The 19,217-nt window shown below is 60.9% G+C and carries 18 protein-coding genes; 6 read left to right on the plus strand and 12 right to left on the minus strand.

Annotated elements, in window-relative coordinates; genetic code table 11:
* Position 1 precedes the first annotated feature (1 nt).
* On the plus strand, positions 2-1,786 hold the full coding sequence (locus tag ACYP2A_RS19265; protein WP_459747319.1) for an IlvD/Edd family dehydratase: 1,785 nt from the start codon (positions 2-4) through the stop codon (positions 1,784-1,786).
* A gap of 95 nt (positions 1,787-1,881) precedes the next feature.
* Here the strand turns inward: ACYP2A_RS19265 and dld are convergent, their stop codons facing one another.
* Both dld and ACYP2A_RS19275 read right to left on the minus strand, forming a co-directional pair.
* Complete coding sequence (gene dld, locus ACYP2A_RS19270; RefSeq protein ID WP_459747320.1) at positions 1,882-3,573, minus strand: D-lactate dehydrogenase; 1,692 nt, start codon at positions 3,571-3,573, stop codon at positions 1,882-1,884.
* A 118-nt stretch (positions 3,574-3,691) separates the two neighbouring features.
* On the minus strand, positions 3,692-4,117 hold the full coding sequence (locus ACYP2A_RS19275) for a VOC family protein (protein ID WP_459747322.1): 426 nt from the start codon (positions 4,115-4,117) through the stop codon (positions 3,692-3,694).
* Positions 4,118-4,240: 123 nt separating this feature from the next.
* Between ACYP2A_RS19275 and ACYP2A_RS19280 the strand changes: the two genes are divergently transcribed.
* On the plus strand, positions 4,241-5,113 hold the full coding sequence (locus ACYP2A_RS19280; RefSeq protein WP_459747323.1) for a LysR family transcriptional regulator: 873 nt from the start codon (positions 4,241-4,243) through the stop codon (positions 5,111-5,113).
* Here the strand turns inward: ACYP2A_RS19280 and ACYP2A_RS19285 are convergent.
* From ACYP2A_RS19285 to ACYP2A_RS19295, 3 genes are all read right to left on the minus strand, one after another.
* A complete protein-coding gene (locus tag ACYP2A_RS19285) occupies positions 5,104-5,547 on the minus strand; it encodes a DMP19 family protein (RefSeq protein WP_459747325.1) in 444 nt (147 codons plus the stop codon). The genes ACYP2A_RS19280 and ACYP2A_RS19285 overlap by 10 nt on opposite strands.
* Positions 5,544-6,341 (minus strand): hypothetical protein, encoded by a 798-nt coding sequence (locus ACYP2A_RS19290; RefSeq protein WP_459747327.1) that lies wholly within the window; start codon positions 6,339-6,341, stop codon positions 5,544-5,546. Before ACYP2A_RS19290 ends, ACYP2A_RS19285 begins: the two co-directional genes overlap by 4 nt.
* A 238-nt stretch (positions 6,342-6,579) precedes the next feature.
* Entirely contained in the window at positions 6,580-7,692 is a 1,113-nt protein-coding gene (locus ACYP2A_RS19295; RefSeq protein ID WP_459747329.1) for a GAF domain-containing protein, read from the minus strand.
* A gap of 216 nt (positions 7,693-7,908) precedes the next feature.
* Between ACYP2A_RS19295 and ACYP2A_RS19300 the strand changes: the two genes are divergently transcribed.
* The gene (locus tag ACYP2A_RS19300) at positions 7,909-8,442 is read left to right on the plus strand and encodes a hypothetical protein (RefSeq protein WP_459747330.1); all 534 of its coding nucleotides are present in this window, start codon (positions 7,909-7,911) and stop codon (positions 8,440-8,442) included.
* 272 nt (positions 8,443-8,714) lie between these two features.
* Here the strand turns inward: ACYP2A_RS19300 and ACYP2A_RS19305 are convergent, their stop codons facing one another.
* On the minus strand, positions 8,715-9,614 hold the full coding sequence (locus ACYP2A_RS19305; protein ID WP_459747331.1) for an AraC family transcriptional regulator: 900 nt from the start codon (positions 9,612-9,614) through the stop codon (positions 8,715-8,717).
* Positions 9,615-9,786: 172 nt separating this feature from the next.
* On the opposite strand from ACYP2A_RS19305, the gene ACYP2A_RS19310 reads away from it, so the two are divergent.
* Genes ACYP2A_RS19310 through ACYP2A_RS19320 form a run of 3 tightly spaced genes read left to right on the plus strand, consistent with a single transcriptional unit; the run spans position 9,787 to position 13,100 of the window.
* Positions 9,787-10,845, plus strand: a complete 1,059-nt coding sequence (locus ACYP2A_RS19310) for an NAD(P)-dependent alcohol dehydrogenase (RefSeq protein ID WP_459747332.1) — start codon at positions 9,787-9,789, stop codon at positions 10,843-10,845.
* Positions 10,842-11,861 carry an alpha/beta hydrolase gene (locus ACYP2A_RS19315; RefSeq protein WP_459747333.1) on the plus strand — a complete coding sequence of 340 codons (1,020 nt, stop codon included), beginning with the start codon at positions 10,842-10,844 and terminating at the stop codon, positions 11,859-11,861. Before ACYP2A_RS19310 ends, ACYP2A_RS19315 begins: the two co-directional genes overlap by 4 nt.
* A gap of 27 nt (positions 11,862-11,888) precedes the next feature.
* A complete protein-coding gene (locus ACYP2A_RS19320) occupies positions 11,889-13,100 on the plus strand; it encodes an MFS transporter (RefSeq protein ID WP_459747335.1) in 1,212 nt (403 codons plus the stop codon).
* A gap of 165 nt (positions 13,101-13,265) precedes the next feature.
* Here ACYP2A_RS19320 and ACYP2A_RS19325 read toward each other — a convergent pair whose 3' ends face one another.
* The 6 genes from ACYP2A_RS19325 to macA form a co-directional block, all read right to left on the minus strand.
* On the minus strand, positions 13,266-13,811 hold the full coding sequence (locus tag ACYP2A_RS19325; protein WP_459747337.1) for a hypothetical protein: 546 nt from the start codon (positions 13,809-13,811) through the stop codon (positions 13,266-13,268).
* A 283-nt stretch (positions 13,812-14,094) separates the two neighbouring features.
* Positions 14,095-14,655: a fasciclin domain-containing protein gene (locus ACYP2A_RS19330; protein WP_459747338.1), complete on the minus strand. Its 561-nt coding sequence runs from the start codon at positions 14,653-14,655 to the stop codon at positions 14,095-14,097.
* Between the two features lie 74 nt (positions 14,656-14,729).
* A complete protein-coding gene (locus ACYP2A_RS19335) occupies positions 14,730-15,437 on the minus strand; it encodes an anti-sigma factor (RefSeq protein ID WP_459747340.1) in 708 nt (235 codons plus the stop codon).
* Positions 15,434-16,009 (minus strand): sigma-70 family RNA polymerase sigma factor, encoded by a 576-nt coding sequence (locus tag ACYP2A_RS19340; RefSeq protein WP_459747341.1) that lies wholly within the window; start codon positions 16,007-16,009, stop codon positions 15,434-15,436. The genes ACYP2A_RS19335 and ACYP2A_RS19340 overlap by 4 nt, the downstream gene beginning before the upstream one ends.
* Positions 16,010-16,086: 77 nt before the next feature.
* A complete protein-coding gene (locus tag ACYP2A_RS19345; protein WP_459747370.1) occupies positions 16,087-18,045 on the minus strand; it encodes a MacB family efflux pump subunit in 1,959 nt (652 codons plus the stop codon).
* Positions 18,046-18,071: 26 nt separating this feature from the next.
* Positions 18,072-19,217: a macrolide transporter subunit MacA gene (macA, locus tag ACYP2A_RS19350; RefSeq protein WP_459747342.1), complete on the minus strand. Its 1,146-nt coding sequence runs from the start codon at positions 19,215-19,217 to the stop codon at positions 18,072-18,074.

Consider the following 19,217-nt stretch of genomic DNA (forward strand, 5'->3'; position numbering starts at 1 on the left):
CATGACCCTTTCCAAGCGCCCGCTGCGCAGCCAGCTCTGGTTCAATGACCCCGACCACGCCGACATGACCGCCCTGTATGTCGAGCGCTACATGAACTACGGCCTGACCCGTGCCGAACTGCAATCGGGCCGGCCGATCATCGGCATCGCCCAGACCGGCAGCGACCTGACCCCGTGCAACCGCCACCACATCGAACTCGCGCAACGGACCAAGGCCGGTATCCGCGATGCGGGCGGCATTCCCATGGAGTTCCCGGTACACCCGATCGCCGAGCAGAGCCGCCGGCCGACCGCCGCGCTGGACCGCAACCTGGCTTATCTGGGTCTGGTCGAAATCATGCACGGCTACCCGCTCGACGGCGTGGTGCTGACCACCGGCTGCGACAAGACCACGCCCGCTTGCCTGATGGCCGCCGCGACCACCGACCTGCCGGCCATTGTGCTGTCGGGCGGGCCGATGCTCGACGGGCACCACAAGGGCGAGTTGATCGGCTCGGGCACCGTGCTCTGGCATGCGCGTAAGTTGATGGCCGCCGGCGAGATCGACTATGAAGGCTTCATGGACATGACCACCGCCGCTTCGCCGTCGGTAGGCCACTGCAACACCATGGGCACGGCGCTGTCGATGAACGCCATTGCCGAAGCGCTGGGCATGTCGCTGCCCGGCTGCGCGAGCATTCCGGCGCCGTACCGCGAGCGCGGGCAGATGGCCTATGCCACCGGCAAACGCATCTGCGAGCTGGTGATGCAGGACGTGCGCCCGTCGCAGATCATGACCCGCGAAGCGTTCGAAAACGCTATTGCCGTCGCCTCGGCCCTCGGTGCTTCAAGCAACTGCCCGCCGCACCTGATTGCCATCGCCCGGCACATGGGCGTCGAGCTGAATCTGGACGACTGGCAGCGCATCGGCGTCGACATTCCGCTGCTGGTCAACTGCATGCCGGCCGGTAAATACCTCGGCGAAGGTTTCCATCGCGCAGGCGGCGTGCCGGCGGTGATGCACGAACTGCAAAAAGCCGGTCGCCTGCACGACCAGTGCGCCACGGTCAGCGGCCGCAGCATCGGCGAGATTGTCAGCGCCTCGGTCACCAGCAACACCGACGTTATATTGCCGTACGACCAGCCGCTCAAGCACAGCGCAGGCTTTATCGTGCTGAGTGGCAACTTCTTCGACAGCGCGATCATGAAGATGTCGGTCGTCGGCGAGGCCTTTCGCAAGACCTACCTGTCGGAACCGGGTGCCGAGAACAGCTTCGAGGCGCGGGCGATTGTGTTCGAAGGGCCGGAGGACTACCACGCGCGCATCGACGACCCGGCACTGGACATCGACGAGCGCTGCATTCTGGTGATCCGTGGTGCGGGCACCGTGGGCTATCCGGGCAGTGCCGAGGTGGTCAACATGGACCCGCCCAAGGCGTTGATCAAACAAGGCATCACCTCGTTGCCGTGCCTGGGCGACGGCCGCCAGAGCGGCACCTCGGCCAGCCCGTCGATTCTCAATATGTCGCCGGAAGCGGCCGTGGGCGGTGGTCTGGCGCTGTTGCAAACCAACGATATCCTGCGCGTCGACCTCAACGCCCGCTCGGTCAACCTGTTGATCGATGAGTCTGAAATGGAGCGCCGCCGCGCCGCCTGGACACCGAATATCCCGGCCTCGCAAACGCCGTGGCAGGAGCTGTACCGGCAATTGGTCGGGCAATTGTCCACCGGCGGCTGCCTGGAACCTGCAACCCTGCACATGCGCATCATCGCCCGCAGCGGCGGGATACCCCGGCACTCGCACTGATCGTAGGACCGACTTTAGTCGGGAACCGCAGCGCCACCGTTCCCGACTAAAGCGGAGCGCCGCCCGGTCTGTCCTACGGTCCTATGGTCCGCACATCACGCCCAGTCTTTCAGCTTGCTGGTTTTACCAATCCCGGGGTTGCAGCTATTGGTCGGATCCAGCGCATGGAAGTGCTGTTGATGCGCTTCGGAGGCGTGATACAGGTGGCCAATATTGTGTTCGGCCGGATAGCGGGCGCCGCGCTGGTCCAGGTGTTCCAGCACCGCCGCCTTGAACTTCGCGCCATCAACGCCAGGCTTGAGGATGTAATCCTGGTGATTGACCAGGCAAAAGAAGTGCCCGCAGCAGCTTTGTTCCTGGACCTGGGCGGCCAGTGCCGGCGGCAAGTGGATCGTCCACTGGTCATCGTTGCGGCGCAGCGCGACATCGAGTGAGATCAGCCGGCTATCGCCGTCGATGCCGTAATAATCGCAATAGAACACCGGCGTGCCGCCCACCGCGAAGCGGACCAAAAAGGCATCGGCTTGTTCGACCTCACTGCAATGAAACCAGTCACCGCTGCGCTCGGCGAAAAACGCTGACAACAACGTATTCAATTGCGGCGTATCGGCCCGGTCGACCTTGATCATCAAGTGGTGCTCGAAGCGCTGATGAAACGCCATCAGGCGCGGTGCCACATTGGCCGGTACCAGCCGGTTGCCCCACTGGATCAGGCGATCAACCATATTCGCCGGCAGCACCTTCAGGCGTCTGACCCGTGCATCCCACAGCGCTTTTTTCTGCATCAGCCCCGGCAGCGCCGCCGGCCCCAGGCGCTTGATCGACAGGTACATGTGCCGCGCATAACGCAGGGTCAAACGAAAGGCGCTGCGGTCGATGTACTCGGCCTGAATCGGCAGGTGGTCGAGGTTTTCGATCAGAAAGCGCCGCAGTTGCAGCAGTTCGCGCTCATCGTTGGTGCCGATATAGAAGGTGTCTTGCGCCTTTACCGCCTCAAAGGTGGCCAGACGCACAGCGAAGACGATCACCTTGCCTGCACAGCCGGAGCTCTCGTGCAGGTACTGCGGGTTACCGTTAAAGCGGGCCGGGGTCGGCGCGTCGACATCCTTGATCACCGCGTAATAATCGTCGGCCCAGATCTTGCCGGCCCAATCGCTGGCGGTGCCGGTGCTGTAAGTGCCCGCCTCAAGATTACTGATCATCTGCTCGGGGGTATCGCCCAGCTCGATGCCCAGATGGTTGATCAACTCCAGCGTGCCGTCTTCGTTGATCCGCGCAAACAGTGACTTTTCAGTAAACGCAGGGCCTCGTTGCAGCAGCGAACCGCCGGAGTTATTGCAGATACCCCCCACCACCGAGGCGCCGATGCATGACGAACCGATGACCGAATGCGGCTCACGACCGTAGGGCTTCAGGCCATCTTCCAGCTCGGTCAGCGAACTGCCCGGAAAGGCGATGATCTGCCGGGCATCGTCGATCACCTTCATGCCTTTGATCTTGCGCGTGCTGATGATCACGACCGGTCGGTCGTAATCGCTACCGTGCGGCGTCGAACCGCCCGTTACCCCGGTATTGGCTGCCTGCATGAGGATGATCACACCCTCCTCCTGACAGATTTTCAGCACCTGCCACAACTGCGTCAGGGTCTGCGGCAGCACCACGGCCAAGGCTTCGCCACGGCCGTAGCGAAAGCCTTTGCAGTAGTAGTTTTTCTGGTAGGAATCGGTGATCAGATGGTCATTGCCGACCTGCTCGCCCAAGCGTTGTAGCGTTAACGACTGCGGCATGGTGTGGAACCTTAGGCTGCTTATAATTGTGATTGCAAACGGTTGCAGTCTAGTAAGGTTCCTTGATCGCGACTAATGACAAATGTCCATAAATTGATAACTGGTTGCTATCAGTAGCCTATTTGGCAAACAGTTGGCTCATGTCTTTGAAGGCCTTGAACTCAAGTGCATTGCCGCACGGGTCGAACAGAAACATGGTCGCCTGCTCGCCGACCTGGCCTTTGAAGCGAATGTAGGGCTCGATCACAAATTCGGTACCGAACGACTTCAGGCGTTCAGCCAGCGCTTCCCACTGTTCCCACTGCAAGATAATGCCGAAGTGCGGCACCGGCACATCGTGGCCATCGACCGGGTTGCTGTGCACGCTTTCCTGCGAGGCAGTCTTGGGGTGTTCGTGGATCACCAACTGGTGGCCGTAGAAGTTGAAATCGACCCATTGCGTGCTGGAGCGGCCCTCTTCCAGACCGAAAACTTCGCCGTAAAAGGTGCGGGTCGCGGCCAGGTCGTACACAGGGATTGCAAGGTGAAAAGGAGAAAGGCTCATAGGGAACTCCACGGTTGGTCATTTTTATCAATGCTGTCGTTCAGCAACCGAGGAAATCTTATGCTTGGCCAAGCAATAAAAAAAACAATATGATTTTGTAGTTAGCACAAAGGAAATTTGTACATGATTCGCGAACTCAAGACCTTGATTGCCGTCTCGCGTGAAGGCACGTTCGCTGCCGCCGCCCATCGTATCGGCCTGACTCAGGCCGCCGTCAGCGCGCAGATGCAGCGCCTGGAAGCCGAGTTGGGGTTCGAGCTGTTTGACCGCACAGGCCGTGCGGCGCATCTGAACCGGCGTGGCCATGAAATGCTGGTTAAGGCACAGGACCTGATCCAGATGTACAACGAGCTGGGCAACCGCACGCCAGGTGTGCCGGCCTCGACCTTGCTGACGCTTGGCGCGATTGTGTCGATTCAACGCAACCTGCTGCCCGATGCGCTGACCCGTTTTCACCAACAGTTCCCCCAGTGCCGCACACGAATCCTGCCGGGCGTCTCGCTGGAGCTGATCAACCTGGTCGACACCGGCGAGATTGACATGGCGGCGATTATCCGCCCGCCCTTTGCACTGCACAGCGATCTGACCTGGGCCCCGCTGGCCAGCGAGCCGTATCGACTGATCGTGCCGAAAAAGATGCCCGGCGATGACTGGATCACGTTGCTCACCACGCAGCCGTTCATTCGCTACGACCGCTCTTCCTTTGGCGGCCGACAGGTCGACCGCTTTCTCAAGCAGATGCATCTGGTGCCACGCGAAGTCTGCGAACTCGATGAGCAAGAAGCCATCGTCAAGCTGGTGGCCAATGGCGTGGGCGTGGCGCTGGTGCCGGAGACCCTGCGCAACGCCTGGCCGGCTTCGGTACGGGTACTGGAGCTGGGTGAGCACACGTTTCATCGTGATGTCGGCCTGGTGCACCGGGCCAGGGCCAGCCTGAATGCCTCGGTCGAGGCCCTGGCGAACCTGATCGTTGAGTCAGCGAAGGGTCATTCGTGACGGTAGAAATAGACCGCAGCCAACGCTGGCACCTCCTCCATCGCCGCCCATAGCTGCTCGTCCAGTTCACCACTGATGACTTCGTGCTGTTCATCGCTGAGTAACTGCACGATGTCCCACAGTTGTTCCAGTTGCGGATGGTCTTCGAGGTGTTCGATCAACTGGCGTTGCTGGCTGACCACGGCATGGCTGTTGTGGGCGCCGATGGCCGCCAGCGCCTGCAAGGCCAGCGTGCAGGTCTGGTCGCCCCAGTTGCAGAAAAACTGCAGAAAACCGCCGTTGTAGCCATCCGCTTCCAGACGCCACAGCGCGACGATCAATTGATCGTTCGGCGTCAGTTTGTCGAGTTGCCAGTCCAGCGCATGCAGGCGGCCCATGGCTTCCTTGCACAGATTCTCCCAGATCAGGTCGGGGGTGACGGGATTGAGGCTCATGGTGTGGATCGCTCCTTGGCGTATTGTCTCCATTCATACAGGGCATTCAACAGCGTACACAGGCTGCCGGCCAGCAAGCCAATCAGCACAAAGGGGACGATGAGGTAGTGCAGCAAAAAGGCCCAGGCGCCCACCTCTTTGGCCAAGGCTGCCTGATCCGCAGGCGTGAACTGCGCGCCAAACAGCAGCCAGATCAACACGCCGCTGATCCCGCCACCCAGGACATAGCGCCAACGGGTCGAGATAAAGCGCTCTATCAGCCACAACACCGGCCAACTGACCAGCATGCTCAGCAAGGCACCGATCAAGGCAAAAAAGACCGCCATCCGCAGTGGCTCCAGGCCCAAGGGGAACAGCATGGCGGTCGCCCCCACAGCCACGGCGCCCGACACAGGCACCGCCACAATCATTCCCCAGCGCTGACGGCCACCGGCGGCGCGGCGTACCGGCAAACGCTCGATGGCAGTGACCACCACGGTGTACAGCAGCCCCAGCGTCAAGCCGCCAATCGCACACATCAACAACAGATTGATGAACGAATCACGCACCATCAGCACCATGACCAGACTTTGCACCAGCGCACTGAGTACATGGCGCCCCTTGAACTGCCCACAGCGCCGGTCGCCCCAGAGCAACAGCGGGATGCCCACCACCGTGGCAATCACAAAGCCAAACAGAAAGCCTGAGAACAGCTCGGTCGAGTCCCAGCCATTGACCAGCGCTTTGGCGATGCTCAACACCAGGCCGCCGCACACCGGCACAGCGCACAAGCGCAATTCGGCGTGGGGCTTCATGGCGCTGGCTTTGGGCGCGCATCGTGCGCTGATAAAGAACACATAAAAAATCCTTGGTCATGAAGTACCGGGCAACCCTGCCAGGACTGAGGCTGGCGGGTATCTGACAGCCGAACGGGCGAAAATTCCCTATGCCTTCTTCAATGCATCCTCCAGAAACGCCACCAATACCCGTACCCGCGCGCTGCGCAATCATGGAGCCGCCTGAGCGGCTGGTAATCAAGCGTATTACGGCCGTTTACGACGTACTGGCAAACCTGACCGAGAACTCGGCGCCCTCCGCCAGGTTATACGCCTGAAAATCAGCCTGCAGGTCGGTGACGAACGAATGGATCAAGCGGGTCCCGAGCCGCTGGCTCTTGGCGGTCAAGGTCCCGTCAGGCAAGCCTTTGCCGTTGTCGCGCACCGAAAACACCACCGACTCGACATCACGGTGCAGGGTCACGGTAATGATCCCGTCCGGCTGCCCGTGATCGAACGCATGCTTGATGGCATTGAGTACCAGTTCCACCGCGAGCAGGCCCAGAGTGGCGCAACGTTCGGCTGGCAAGGTGATGCCGACTTCCCTGGACAGAATGATCCGCAGGTTGTTTTCCGAGGCGAATGCCTGGGCAAGATCGTTGATCAGGCTGTCCATGAAGCTGGAAGCGTCCAGATCGACTTCGCTGTTCTGGGTCAGCGAAAAGAGTTTCTTGTGCACCAGCGACATGGCGCGGATACGGGCCAGCGCCTCGGCGGTGACCGCTCTCGCCTCGGGGTCCTGTATGGAGCGAATCCTGGCCCCCAACACCCCTTCAAAAATATGAAAGGTGTTCATCACCCGATGGCTCAACTCACGCGTGGCGTTTTCGCTGCGCTGCAAAGCCTCAAGGGTCGTTTGCAAGGTCATGTCGGCAATCGAGCGTTCGATCAGCAGCGCTGCCGTGTTGGCCAGCAGTTCGATGGCCTCAAGCTCGTCGTCGTTCGGCACACGCGGCGCCCCGTGATAAATCGCGTAGGTGCCCAGCACAATGCCGTTCGCATCCTTCAAAGGTTTGGACCAACAAGCACCAATACCATATTGCGCAGCCAGCTCCAGAAACGGCGTCCAGAGCTGGTCGTTGGCCACCTCGCCGACAATCACCAGGTCGCCGGTGTAAGCAGCGGTGCCGCATGAGGGAGAATGAGGGCCGATCTCAAAGCCTTCGATGGCCTTGATGTACCCCGCATCGAGCCCCGCAGACGCCGCGTAGGTGAGCGTTTTCGAGTCTTCATCGACCAGAAACACCGCCGAACGGCCACCCAGGTGCTCACTGCCCGCCCGGGCGATAAACCCCAGCAACTCGTCGAGGCTTTTGCGCGAGACCGCCATTTCCAGAGCCTGGCGCTGTGCTGACAGCAATCGTTGCCATTGCCGGGACGGGCTCTGAGTGTTCGGGACGAGTTTGATAGGAAAATCCTCAGTCATAGCAACAGTACAAGACTGGCGGATCATAACGCGATCAAACCATTCACCAGAATGGCGGCCGCTAAAAAGCCCGCCAGTCTTCACTGGCGGGCTTTTTAGCGTTCAGCGCGGAATCAGCAGGTGCAGCACATCATCGGCATGCCATTGCAGCTCATCATCATCGGCATGCTGCAGTCGTTCATCATTTTCATCATCAACATGCAGCAGTTATTCATCATGTCCATGGTCATGCCCGGCATCGGCATCATCATGCACTTCATGCAGTCGGCTTCGACGGTGCAGGTCATCATGCACTTCATCATTGGCATCGGCATGCCCATCGGCATCATCATCGACATGTTCATGCCATTCATCATGTTCATCATGGCCATGCCGTTCTCGGACATGCACATCATCGACATGTTGGCGCAATGCATCATCATCGGCATGCCGCAGTTCATCATCATCGCCATCATGTCGGCGTTGTTCTTGAACATGGCCATGTCCATGCCAGCCGCCGGCTTCATGGTGCACATCATGGCGTCAGCCATCATTTCGCATTCCATGGTCGCCATCATCATCGGCATGCCCATCATCGGCATCATTGGCATGCTGTTGTTCATCGGCATCTGCATTGCGTTCATCATGATCGAAACTCCATTATCGAAAGACTGAATAACTGCTTGATGGCGCCGATTCTATGACCTTGCAAAAATGGCACAAGACGCCAGCGTTGCAGCGCCCAAGGCTACAGTCACCCTCTAAACGGCCGCGCCGACGCCGCTATTGATGGCTGAAACATCGATATGGATGTGATAGCAGATGATTAAATGACAATGGCGACCATAGCGGCGTAATGGATATTTCTTTTTAGAATAGTTACCTACGATTAATGCATAAACGGTCTAACAGGGCTGATGTTTCTTCGCATCTGATCTTAAATCCGGTTAATAAGCGCCCTGCCCGCGCAACATCATGATGTCGCGTTTGGGCGGCACGCCAAACAAGCGCCCATATTCGCGACTGAACTGTGACGGGCTTTCATAGCCGACCTTGAACGCCGCACTCGACACGTCCAGATGCTCATTGAGCATCAGCCGCCTGGCTTCGGTCAGGCGCAGCCATTTCTGGTATTGCAGCGGGCTCATGGCGGTGAGCTGGCGAAAATGGTGGTGAAAGGTCGGTGAACTCATCTGCACGCGGGCAGCAAGCTCTTCGACGCGCAACGCGGCGGCGTAATTGAGCTTGAGCCAATCGATAGCCTTGGCGATGCGGTGGCCCTGCCCATCGACCGAGGCAATCTGGCGTAACAACCCCGACTGATCGCCTTGCAACAGACGGAAATGAATTTCGCGCTGGATCATCGGCGCCAGCACCGCGATGGCATCGGGCTCGTCCAGCAACTGCAGCAGACGAATCACCGGCGCAAGCATCGCCGGTGTCGCCTCACCAATACCCACGCTTTTACCGCCGGGTTTGTCGCGGGTTGGCGGCAGGCAGCCCTGGGCGATCAGCTCAGCGAGCATGCGCACATCGAGCTTGAGCGTCAGGCCCAGGCAGGGCTGTTCGGGACTGGCCTGGATCACTTCGGAGTTGGCCGGCAGGTCCAGCGAGGTCATCAGAAAACTCGAGGTGTCGTAGGGAAAACCTTCGCCGCCGGCCCACATCCGTTTGGCGCCCTGAGCGACCAGCACAATGCTCGGCGGCACCATGCAGATCACCGGTGGCGATGGCTGGTCACGGCGGTACAAGCCCAGCTCGGCAATTGCAGTGGGGTAATCGCCGGGTTGGCTGATATGCCGGTTGATGAGGCGCGCCAGGATGGCTTGAGGGGTGGTGGCTTTCATGGGTGGGCCTGACGGGGAATCGTGGAGCTACTGTAATTCGAAACTGAAGTTGCTCCTACGGGAAGGTGTGAAGACTCAGCGGATTGGGCAAGAAATCCAGCGAAATGCGTTATCGGCGATTCGGCGATACCCGGAAAATGGCCAGTAATGCAATCAGTCAGGAGTATTCCCTATGCCGATCCAAGCCTACGGCGCTCATGCCGGTGACAAACCCCTCGAACCGCTGCAGATCGAACGCCGTGCCCCCGGCGCACACGATGTGCAAATTGATATCGCCTTTTGCGGCATCTGCCACTCGGACCTGCATCAGGTGCGCGCCGAGTGGGCCGGCACGCAATTCCCCTGTGTACCGGGCCATGAAATCGTTGGCCGTGTAACAGCGCTGGGTGCGCATGTCGCAGGCTTCAAGGTCGGCGATCTGGTCGGCGTCGGTTGCATCGTCGACAGCTGCCAGCACTGCGAAGAATGCGACGCAGGGCTGGAGAACTACTGCGACGGCATGATCGGCACCTACAACTTCCCGACTCCGGACGCGCCGGGGCACACACTGGGCGGCTACGCGCAGCAAATCGTGGTGCACGAGCGCTATGTGCTGCGCATCCGCCACCCACAGGAACAGCTCGCCGCCGTGGCACCGCTGTTGTGCGCCGGCATCACCACCTGGTCGCCGCTGCGCCATCGCAATGTCGGACCGGGCATGAAGGTCGGCATCGTCGGCATTGGCGGGCTGGGCCATATGGGCATCAAACTGGCCCATGCGCTGGGCGCCCATGTGGTGGCCTTCACCACCTCCGAATCCAAACGCGAGGCCGCCAGGGCCTTGGGCGCCGATGAAGTGGTGGTCACCCGCAACCCTGAAGAGCTGGCCGCACACGGCAAAAGCTTCGACCTCATTCTCAATACCGTGGCGGCGCCACATGACCTCGACGCGTTGCTGGTGCTGCTCAAACGCGACGGCTGCATGACCCTGGTCGGCGCGCCGGCATCGCCGCACGCCTCGCCCAACGTCTTCAACCTGATCATGAAACGCCGCAGCCTCGCCGGCTCGATGATCGGCGGTATCAGCGAGACCCAGGAAATGCTGGATTTCTGCGCCGAGCACAACATCGTCGCCGACATCGAACTGGTGCGCGCCGACCAGATCAACGAATCCTACGAGCGGATGCTCAAGGGCGACGTCAAGTACCGCTTCGTGATCGACAACGCCACGCTGGCAGGTAATGCCCCATGAAACGACTGATGATGGCCTTCGGGCTCATGCTGGCTTCGTGCGCCGCCAGCGCCGCTGCGTTGCCCAACGGCGCCGACAATTTCTACACCAGCGATAAAGTGACCGTGGAAAAGGTCAGCTTCAATAACCAGTACGGCATGAAGGTCGCCGGCAACCTGTTCAAGCCCAAAGGCCTGAATCCTTCCGCAAAAAACGCCGCAATCATCGTCGGCCACCCGATGGGCGCCGTGAAGGAGCAAAGCGCGAACCTCTACGCCACCAAAATGGCCGAGCAAGGCTTCGTCACCTTGTCGCTGGACCTGTCGTTCTGGGGCGAAAGCGAAGGCCTGCCGCGTAATGCAGTGCTGCCGGACCTGTACAGCGAGGACTTCAGCGCAGCAGTGGACTTTCTCGGCACCCGGCCCTTCGTCGACCGCGAGCGCATTGGCGTGATCGGCATTTGCGGCAGCGGCAGCTTTGCGATCAGTGCCGCCAAAATCGACCCGCGCCTCAAAGCCATCGCCACGGTCAGCATGTACGACATGGGCGCGGCCAACCGTAATGGCCTCAAACACGGTGTGACGCTGGAGCAGCGCCAGCAGATCCTGCGTGAAGCCGCCGAGCAGCGCTATGTCGAGTTTCAGGGCGGCGCGGCCACATACACCAGCGGTTCGCCGCTGAAACTGACCGGCAACCCGATAGGCGACGAATTCTTCGACTTCTATCGCACCCCGCGTGGCGAAGTGACGCCGGCCGGTGCATCGAAACTGACCACGACCATGCCGACGCTGACCAGCAATGTGAAGTTCATGAACTTCTACCCGTTCGACGACATCGAGACGATCTCGCCGCGTCCGTTGCTGTTGATCACCGGCAGCGATGCACATTCGCGTGAATTCAGCGAAGACGCCTACAAACGTGCCGCCGAGCCCAAAGAACTGCTGGTTATTCCAGGTGCCGGTCATGTGGACCTGTACGACCGGGTGAACCTGATCCCGTTCGACAAGCTGGGCAAGTTCTTCCTGAATCATCTGTAAAAGCGTCGACACCTTCCAGGACTTTTAATGACCCATCACCCCTCTACACCCCAGCCCGCCTGGGGTGCGGTACTTGCCATGTCGTTGGCGGCCTTTGCCCTGGTGGCCTCGGAGTTCATGCCGGTCAGCCTGCTGACGCCGATTGCGCAAGACCTGTACATCAGCGAAGGCCAGGCCGGCCAGGGCATTTCCGTCTCCGGCGTGTTCGCGCTGATCACCAGCCTGCTGATCCCCGCCGTCGCCGCACGTGTCGAACGCAAGCGCTTGCTGCTGTCCCTGACCTTGCTGATGATCGTCTCCGGCAGCGTGGTGGCGTTCGCCTCCGACTACCCGACGTTCATGCTGGGCCGCGCCTTGATCGGTGTGGCCATTGGCGGTTTCTGGTCGCTGTCGGCTGCCACCGCCATGCAGCTGGTGCCCGAGGCACAGGTGCCACGCGCTTTGGCGGTCGTCAATGGCGGCAACGCCCTGGCCACAGTCATCGCCGCACCGCTGGGCAGTTTTCTCGGCTCTATCATCGGCTGGCGCGGCGCGTTCCTGTGCATCGTGCCGGTCGCAGCGCTGGCCCTTATCTGGCTATGGCTGCGCATGCCTTCGCTCGCGCCGCAGAACGACAAACCCCGAGGCAACCCGTTCAGGTTGCTGAGCAAAGTCCCGGTCGCCCTCGGCCTGTTCGCGGCCAGCCTGTTCTTCATGGGCCAGTTCATGCTGTTTACCTACCTGCGTCCGTTTCTGGAAAGCGTGCCCCAGGTCGAGGTCTCGACACTGTCGCTGATCCTGCTGGTACTGGGCGTGTCGGGTCTGATCGGCACCTTCGTCATCGAAGCCTTTCTGAAAAACGGACTGTTTCGCACCCTGGCGATCATCCCGTTGCTGATGGCCGCGATGGCCCTGGCGCTGATCGCCTTCGGCGGCTCGGTGACGATCACCACCGTGCTGCTGGGTGTATGGGGTCTGGTGGCCACGGCCGCGCCGGTCGGCTGGTGGACCTGGCTGGCCAGAACCCTGCCCGACGACGCCGAAGCTGGCGGCGGGCTGATGGTCGCGATTATTCAGTTGGCAATAGCCTCGGGCGCGACGTTGGGCGGAGTGCTTTATGACCTGGATGGTTATCGGGCGACGTTTGAGTCCAGTGCGGCGATATTGGTCATGGCTGCGGTGATGGCGGTGCTGGCCGGGCAAGCGGCGTGCTCCTCCTCGTCAAACACAAAGTTTTTATCTGAATCCCCGCGCTCGTAGGAGATCACCCGCCGCCACGGCGCCGCGCTGTCGCGCAGCAAACATTAGATGTAGGAGGGAGCTCTGCTCGCGATCGGCTGCACTAGCAGTCGTAAAATGTCAGCGTTTCAGAAATTTCTGTGAGCGCTTCGCGCTCAATCGCCAGCAGAGCTGCCTCTCAACGGTTTAAACCCTGTGCGGCTGCGCAAGCTGTGCAACGCCCTGAACATCACGACAACGCTCAATGGACAAGCGCTGAACAGCATCGATCAAACGCAGAAAAACACTCACTTCATGAGCAAACACGCTGTCCTCATCGTACTGCTCATCCGCCTCGTAATTAATCAAATCAATGTTCTCAAGCAGCATGCGGGTGCTGTTATCCAGCGCGCCCGCATCCTTGCTGTGCACGAAGTCTAAAAAATAGCTCAGTGCAATCAGCAGATTTTGTGCATACGAGCCTTCCTGCTCTGAATACACCTCGGTATCCGGTATGCAATGGCTGACCTCTTCACTGACACGCTGCCGCGCATCGCGGTCGTTAGCCAACGCAGCGTCGAGTGCGCGGATGAACATTTGCGAAGCCTGCTGGGCGTAACAGCGATCAAACGCTTCGATCAGCCTTAGCTGGCGGTAAAGACAAGCCGCAATCACCACGGTTTTTTGGTGATGCTCGAGTGCTGCAAATGAAGCGCGAATACGGGGTTCATCAAGTATCGGCCCCCACGGCATGGTGTATCTCCTGATCCTGATTGGCGGGCGAAAGTATGCACGTCATGCCTCAGTTTGCGACCCAGACCATCGTTTGCACCGGCCAGTCTTCTGTCTTCGTTGATCGTACTTCCATGGTCTTCCTTGATAAATGACTATCAACGGAATTTCTCACACGCTATTCGAGTGGACAACCAGGCTCGCGTTGGGTCAGGTTGGTTTAGAAGTGATTGCAGAACGGCGATGAATTGCTGAGAGCCGCCCCACAGCGGGCATGCTTCACATGCCCGCCTGTGCCGAGCGCTTACTTGGGCATCAACACGGTATCGATCACATGGATAACGCCATTGGACTGCATGACATCGGCAATGCTGACCCCGGCCTTGCCGCCTTTGGCGTCCATCAGCCAGAGTTTGCCGTCGTTGGCCATCACGGTCAGTTGTTCACCCTCGACGGTGGTCAGCATGGCTTTGCCGCCGTGCATCTTGGCGTCGGCCATCAGTTGCTTGGCGGTATGGGTGCCGGCCACGACGTGGTAGGTGAGGATTTTGGTCAGGATGGCTTTGTTTTCGGGTTTCACCAGGGTGTCGACGGTGCCGGCCGGCAGTTTGGCGAAGGCGTCGTTGGTCGGGGCGAAGACGGTGAACGGGCCTTTACCGTTGAGGGTGTCGACCAGCCCCGCCGCCTTGACCGCTGCCACCAGAGTGGTGTGGTCCTTGGAGTTGGCGGCGTTTTCGACAATGGTCTTGGTCGGGTACATGGCGGCACCGCCGACCATCACGGTGTCGGCCGCAAAGCTGGGCGATGCAGTCAGGCACAGGGCGGCGAAGCAGGTTGCGGCGATGCGTTGGGCAAACGTAATCATGATGCGTCTCCTTGATTCTTCGGCCCTTCGGATGAAGGTGAGACATATACGAAGCGGAGGCGAAAACGGATGCACTACAACGAAATTATTTTTCCCTGGGCGATGACCGGTCCGGTCGGCAGCCCGGTCGGCGAGCCGTTGACCGGCTCAAGGGACACGGCCAGCACGGCGTCACGGGCCAGTGTGCCGGCAAGCCCGGGCGGTAATGTCAGCGTCACGGCCGTGTTGTCAGGCAGCAGGCCCAGTGAATGCGGCATGCCGTCGGCACCGATCAGCCAGGCCTGAGCGCTCTTGCCCTGCCAGTCGGCGGCGCGGTTGGGCACGAACAATACGCTGCGGCCATCGCTGTACACGGTCGCGGCGAACAGGGCATTGCCGTCGCCTTGTTCCAGACGGGCGAGCAGGGTCGGAACGGGCGGTGCTATCGGCTGCTGGAGGGTGAACACTGCCACCAACAGTCCGGCGGCCAGGGTTGCCGTGGTCCAGCGCCACAGCCGCAGGTCATTCCACCAATGGCTGGCTGGCGTTGCCGCTGCGGTCGGTGCCGGAAACAGGCGTCGTTCGATGCCCTGCCAGGCCTGCGCGGGTGGGCTGACGGGCGGAATCTGTTCAAGCCAGTGGCTGAAGTGCTGCTGCCAGGCGGCAATCTGAGCCTGATAGCGCGGGTCACGGGCGGCCAGGGCCTCGACCTGCGCTCTTTCTTCGCTAGACAGCACGCCCAGCACATATTCGGCGATCAACAGGTCGGGATCGTTGCCCGGTGGCAGTTCAGTGTCGTTCATAGGCCCAGGCACCCCCGCAGCCGCAGCAGGGCGCGGCGTATCCAGCTTTTCATGGTGCCCAGCGGAATGCTGGCGCTCTCGGCCAGTTCGGCATACGAATAACCTTCAAAAAAGGCCACGCGGATATAGCGCTGCTGGTCCTCGGCGAGCGTCGCCAGGCAGCGATCGATCTGGCTGCCCTGGCGTTCACGCTCGAAGCTGTCCACCACGGTGTCTTGGGCCGGCCATTCGGCCAGCCACTCCAGGGGTTCATGATTACGCCGCGACCGGCGCTGGTCGATGGCTTTGTGACGGGCGATGGTCGCCAGCCAGGTCATGGCGCTGGCCCGTTGCGGATCGAAACCGGACGCCTTGAGCCAGGCCGTGGTGTAGACCTCTTGCAGCACTTCTTCGGCTTCGGCGCGGTTGCCCAGGTAATGCAGACAGATGCCGAACAGCCTGGATGAGGTGGCCCGGTAAAGCGCTTCGAATGCCAGACGATTGCCCGTCGCACACGCCTGCAACAGGATATCTTGCGCGGCGGGCTCTGGTGGCTCGCCGGCAATACCTGCCGTGTTCGATCTGATGGCCAAATGACGATCCTCCAGTGACCCTGGCTGGAGCTTAGATCACTTTGCTGTGGTGGCAGTAATGATCGGCAGAACAGCTGCTAATCCCGCGCCAGCGCATCGATCGGGTCCAGCCGCGCCGCATTACGCGCCGGCACAAAACCAAACACAATCCCGATCAAGGTCGAACACGCCACCGCCGTAATGATCGCCCCCGCCGAAAAGACCATCTCCCACTCTTTGACGAACACGGTAAACAAATGCCCGATGGCGTACGACAGCGAGATACCAATGGCGCCGCCCAGCAGGCAGACCATCACCGCTTCGACCAGAAACTGCTGGCGAATGTCTGACTGGCGGGCGCCGACGGCCATGCGGATACCGATTTCACGGGTGCGCTCGGTGACCGACACCAGCATGATATTCATCACCCCGATGCCGCCGACCAGCAACGCGATCACCGCGATCAGCGACAGCAGCAGCGCCAGCGAGCGGCTGGTGCGGTCGACGGTCTGCATGATGCTGTCGAGGTTATTGGTGAAAAAGTCCTTGGTGCCGTGGCGCTGTTGCAGCAACTGGGTGACCTTCGCTTCGACCAGGTCGCTCGGCTGGCCGTCGCGAATGCGCACGCTGATGCTGTCCAGATGACGCTGGCCCAGCAGGCGCCCGGCGGCGGTTTCATATGGCACCCAGACATTCAGCGCCTTGCTGGCGGCGAACATGTTCTTGTTGTCGGCGGTGACGCCGATCACCGTGCAGGGCAGGTTTTCGATCAGGATCACCTGGCCCAGCGGGTCGACGTGGTCACCAAACAGGCGCTTGCGCGCGTTGTGGTCGATGACCACGACTTGCGCCTGGCGCCGCGCATCGCTTTCGCTGAAGTGAATGCCCGCCTCCATCTTGATACCGCGCACCTGAAAATAGCGCTCGCTGACGCCGTTGACCTGAGCGTCCAGGTCGATATTGCGGTAGCGCAGCAACAGGTTGCGGTTGACCACCGGGGTGGCGCTGTCGACGTAATATAGCTGGTTGAGCGCCAGCACATCGGAGGGCAACAGGGTCTCGATGGCCGAGGCGCGGCTGTCACCGAAACTGGCGCCGGGGTAGACATCGATGGTGTTGCTGCCGATGGCCTGAATGTCCTTGAGCACATAGCGCTTGGCGCCCTCGCCGATGGCCGAGATCGACACCACCGAGGTGATGCCGATGACAATGCCGAGCATGGTCAGCAAGGTGCGCATGCGGTGCGAAATCAGCGCCACCCAGGCCATCCTGAAGGCTTCCTTGAACAGGCCGAAGCTGGCGACCATGCGCCGTGAAGCGCCGCTTTGCACCGGGGGCGCGGCCTGTTCGGCCAGCAGCGGATCGGGCGGCTGGTTGCGCCGGTCGCTGATGATCAGGCCGTCACTGACCTCGATGATGCGTTCGGCATTGGCGGCCACCTTGGGGTCGTGGGTGACCAGAATCACCGTGTGCCCGGCGGCATGCAGCTCTTGCAAAATGGTCATCACTTCCTTGCCGCTGACCGTGTCCAGTGCGCCGGTGGGCTCGTCCGCCAGAATCACCTCGCCGCCGTTGACCAGCGCGCGGGCAATACTCACCCGCTGTTGCTGGCCGCCGGACAACTGGCTGGGCCGGTGATGCAGATGCCCGGACAGCCCCAGGCGGTCGAGCAAGCGCCGGGCGCGGCCATGGCGCTCGGTTTCCGGGGTGCCGGCATAGATCGCCGGCATCTCGACGTTGTGCATGGCACTCAGGTGCGGCAACAGGTGATAGCGCTGGAAGATAAAACCGAAGTAATCGCGGCGCCGCTCGGCCAGCGCCTGATTATCGAGGTCGCGGGTTTCCTGGCCATTGATGCGGTAACTGCCGGCGCTGGGCTGGTCCAGGCAGCCCAGCACGTTCATCAGCGTCGACTTACCCGAGCCGGACGCGCCGATGATCGCGACCATTTCGCCGGCCTCGATGCTCAGGTCAATGCCCTTGAGGGCCATGAATTCCCGGTCGCCGGCCATGAAACTGCGGGTGATGCCGGTCAGTTGCAGCAACGGCTGCCGCAGCAATGGCTGCCTGTCGTCTGCGCTGTTCATGCGTCCTTGGCTCCGTTGAGCGGATCGCCGATCACCACACGATCGCCTTCGGCCAGCCCCGAGGTGATCTCGACCCTGACGTTATTGTTGATGCCGGTCTGCACGCTGCGCACCTGGGCGGCGCCCTTGCCGTCCAGCACGCGGATGGCGTAAGTGCCGTCGCTGTTGCGCGCGCCCAGCGCGGCGACCGGCACATTGAGCGCGGCCTTGGCGGTGTCGAGCACGATATGCACCTGTGCGGTCATGGCAATGCGCAGGCGATGGCCAGGATTGGGCACATCGAACAGCGCGTTGTAAAACACCGCGACGTTCTGTTTCGGGTTATCGCTGCTGGCCTTTTGAAAGTCCTGCGGTGCCGGCTCAATGCCGCGCAGGGTCGCGTAATAGCGTTTGTCTTCGCCCAAAATGGTGAAGTACACCTGCTGGCCGGGATTGATGTGAATCACATCGGCTTCGGAGACCTGCGCCTTGACGGTCATGGTGTCTAGATCGGCAAGTTTGAGCAGTACCGGCGCCAGTTGCTGGGCGATCACGGTCTGGCCTTCCTGGGTGACGATGCCGACCACATCGCCGTCGATGGGCGCGATGATCCGCGTATAGCCCAGGTTGACCTTGGCCGTGTCGATCTGGATGCGGGCGTTCTTGATCTGCGCCTTGAGCGACAGCAGGTTGGCCTGCTGCACCTCGAAGTCGGACTCGGCGCTTTCCAGGTCCTGACGCGAAATCGACTCGCCCTCGCCCAGGCGTTTGTAGCGCTCATAAATGCGCTGTGCCTGCTTGAGTTGCGCCTGAGTGGCGCGCAACTGGGCCTGGAGGTTTTCTTCCTCGACCTCGGCCTGGCGCAAGGTGTTCTGCAACACCAGCGGGTCGATTTCCGCCAGCCACTGGCCCTTGCTGACCTTGTCGCCAAGCTTGATCTTCAGCGACTTGAGCTGGCCCGAGACCTGGGCGCCGACATCGACCTGCTTGATGCCCTCCAGCGTGCCGGAGGCCAGCACGGCGTTTTCGATGTCCCCGCGTTCTACGGTAGCAAACAGGTAGCGCGGCGCATCGGCCGGCGCCTGCACGGTGTAAAACCCCAACCCGGCCAGCGCCACCAGCGCTGCGCCCAGAGCGGTCTTGCGAAATGTCGACTTTTGCAT

The organism is Pseudomonas sp. 3A(2025) (assembly GCF_054589175.1).

Bases quoted from the DNA above. Each gene is read 5' to 3' on its own strand.
- ACYP2A_RS19265 (WP_459747319.1), top strand. From the start codon at position 2: ATGACCCTTTCCAAGCGCCCGCTGCGCAGCCAGCTCTGGTTCAATGAC.
- dld (WP_459747320.1), bottom strand. From the start codon at position 3,573: ATGCCGCAGTCGTTAACGCTACAACGCTTGGGCGAGCAGGTCGGCAAT.
- ACYP2A_RS19275 (WP_459747322.1), bottom strand. From the start codon at position 4,117: ATGAGCCTTTCTCCTTTTCACCTTGCAATCCCTGTGTACGACCTGGCC.
- ACYP2A_RS19280 (WP_459747323.1), top strand. From the start codon at position 4,241: ATGATTCGCGAACTCAAGACCTTGATTGCCGTCTCGCGTGAAGGCACG.
- ACYP2A_RS19285 (WP_459747325.1), bottom strand. From the start codon at position 5,547: ATGAGCCTCAATCCCGTCACCCCCGACCTGATCTGGGAGAATCTGTGC.
- ACYP2A_RS19290 (WP_459747327.1), bottom strand. From the start codon at position 6,341: ATGAAGCCCCACGCCGAATTGCGCTTGTGCGCTGTGCCGGTGTGCGGC.
- ACYP2A_RS19295 (WP_459747329.1), bottom strand. From the start codon at position 7,692: ATGGCGGTCTCGCGCAAAAGCCTCGACGAGTTGCTGGGGTTTATCGCC.
- ACYP2A_RS19305 (WP_459747331.1), bottom strand. From the start codon at position 9,614: ATGAAAGCCACCACCCCTCAAGCCATCCTGGCGCGCCTCATCAACCGG.
- ACYP2A_RS19310 (WP_459747332.1), top strand. From the start codon at position 9,787: ATGCCGATCCAAGCCTACGGCGCTCATGCCGGTGACAAACCCCTCGAA.
- ACYP2A_RS19315 (WP_459747333.1), top strand. From the start codon at position 10,842: ATGAAACGACTGATGATGGCCTTCGGGCTCATGCTGGCTTCGTGCGCC.
- ACYP2A_RS19320 (WP_459747335.1), top strand. From the start codon at position 11,889: ATGACCCATCACCCCTCTACACCCCAGCCCGCCTGGGGTGCGGTACTT.
- ACYP2A_RS19325 (WP_459747337.1), bottom strand. From the start codon at position 13,811: ATGCCGTGGGGGCCGATACTTGATGAACCCCGTATTCGCGCTTCATTT.
- ACYP2A_RS19330 (WP_459747338.1), bottom strand. From the start codon at position 14,655: ATGATTACGTTTGCCCAACGCATCGCCGCAACCTGCTTCGCCGCCCTG.
- ACYP2A_RS19335 (WP_459747340.1), bottom strand. From the start codon at position 15,437: ATGAACGACACTGAACTGCCACCGGGCAACGATCCCGACCTGTTGATC.
- macA (WP_459747342.1), bottom strand. From the start codon at position 19,217: ATGCAAAAGTCGACATTTCGCAAGACCGCTCTGGGCGCAGCGCTGGTG.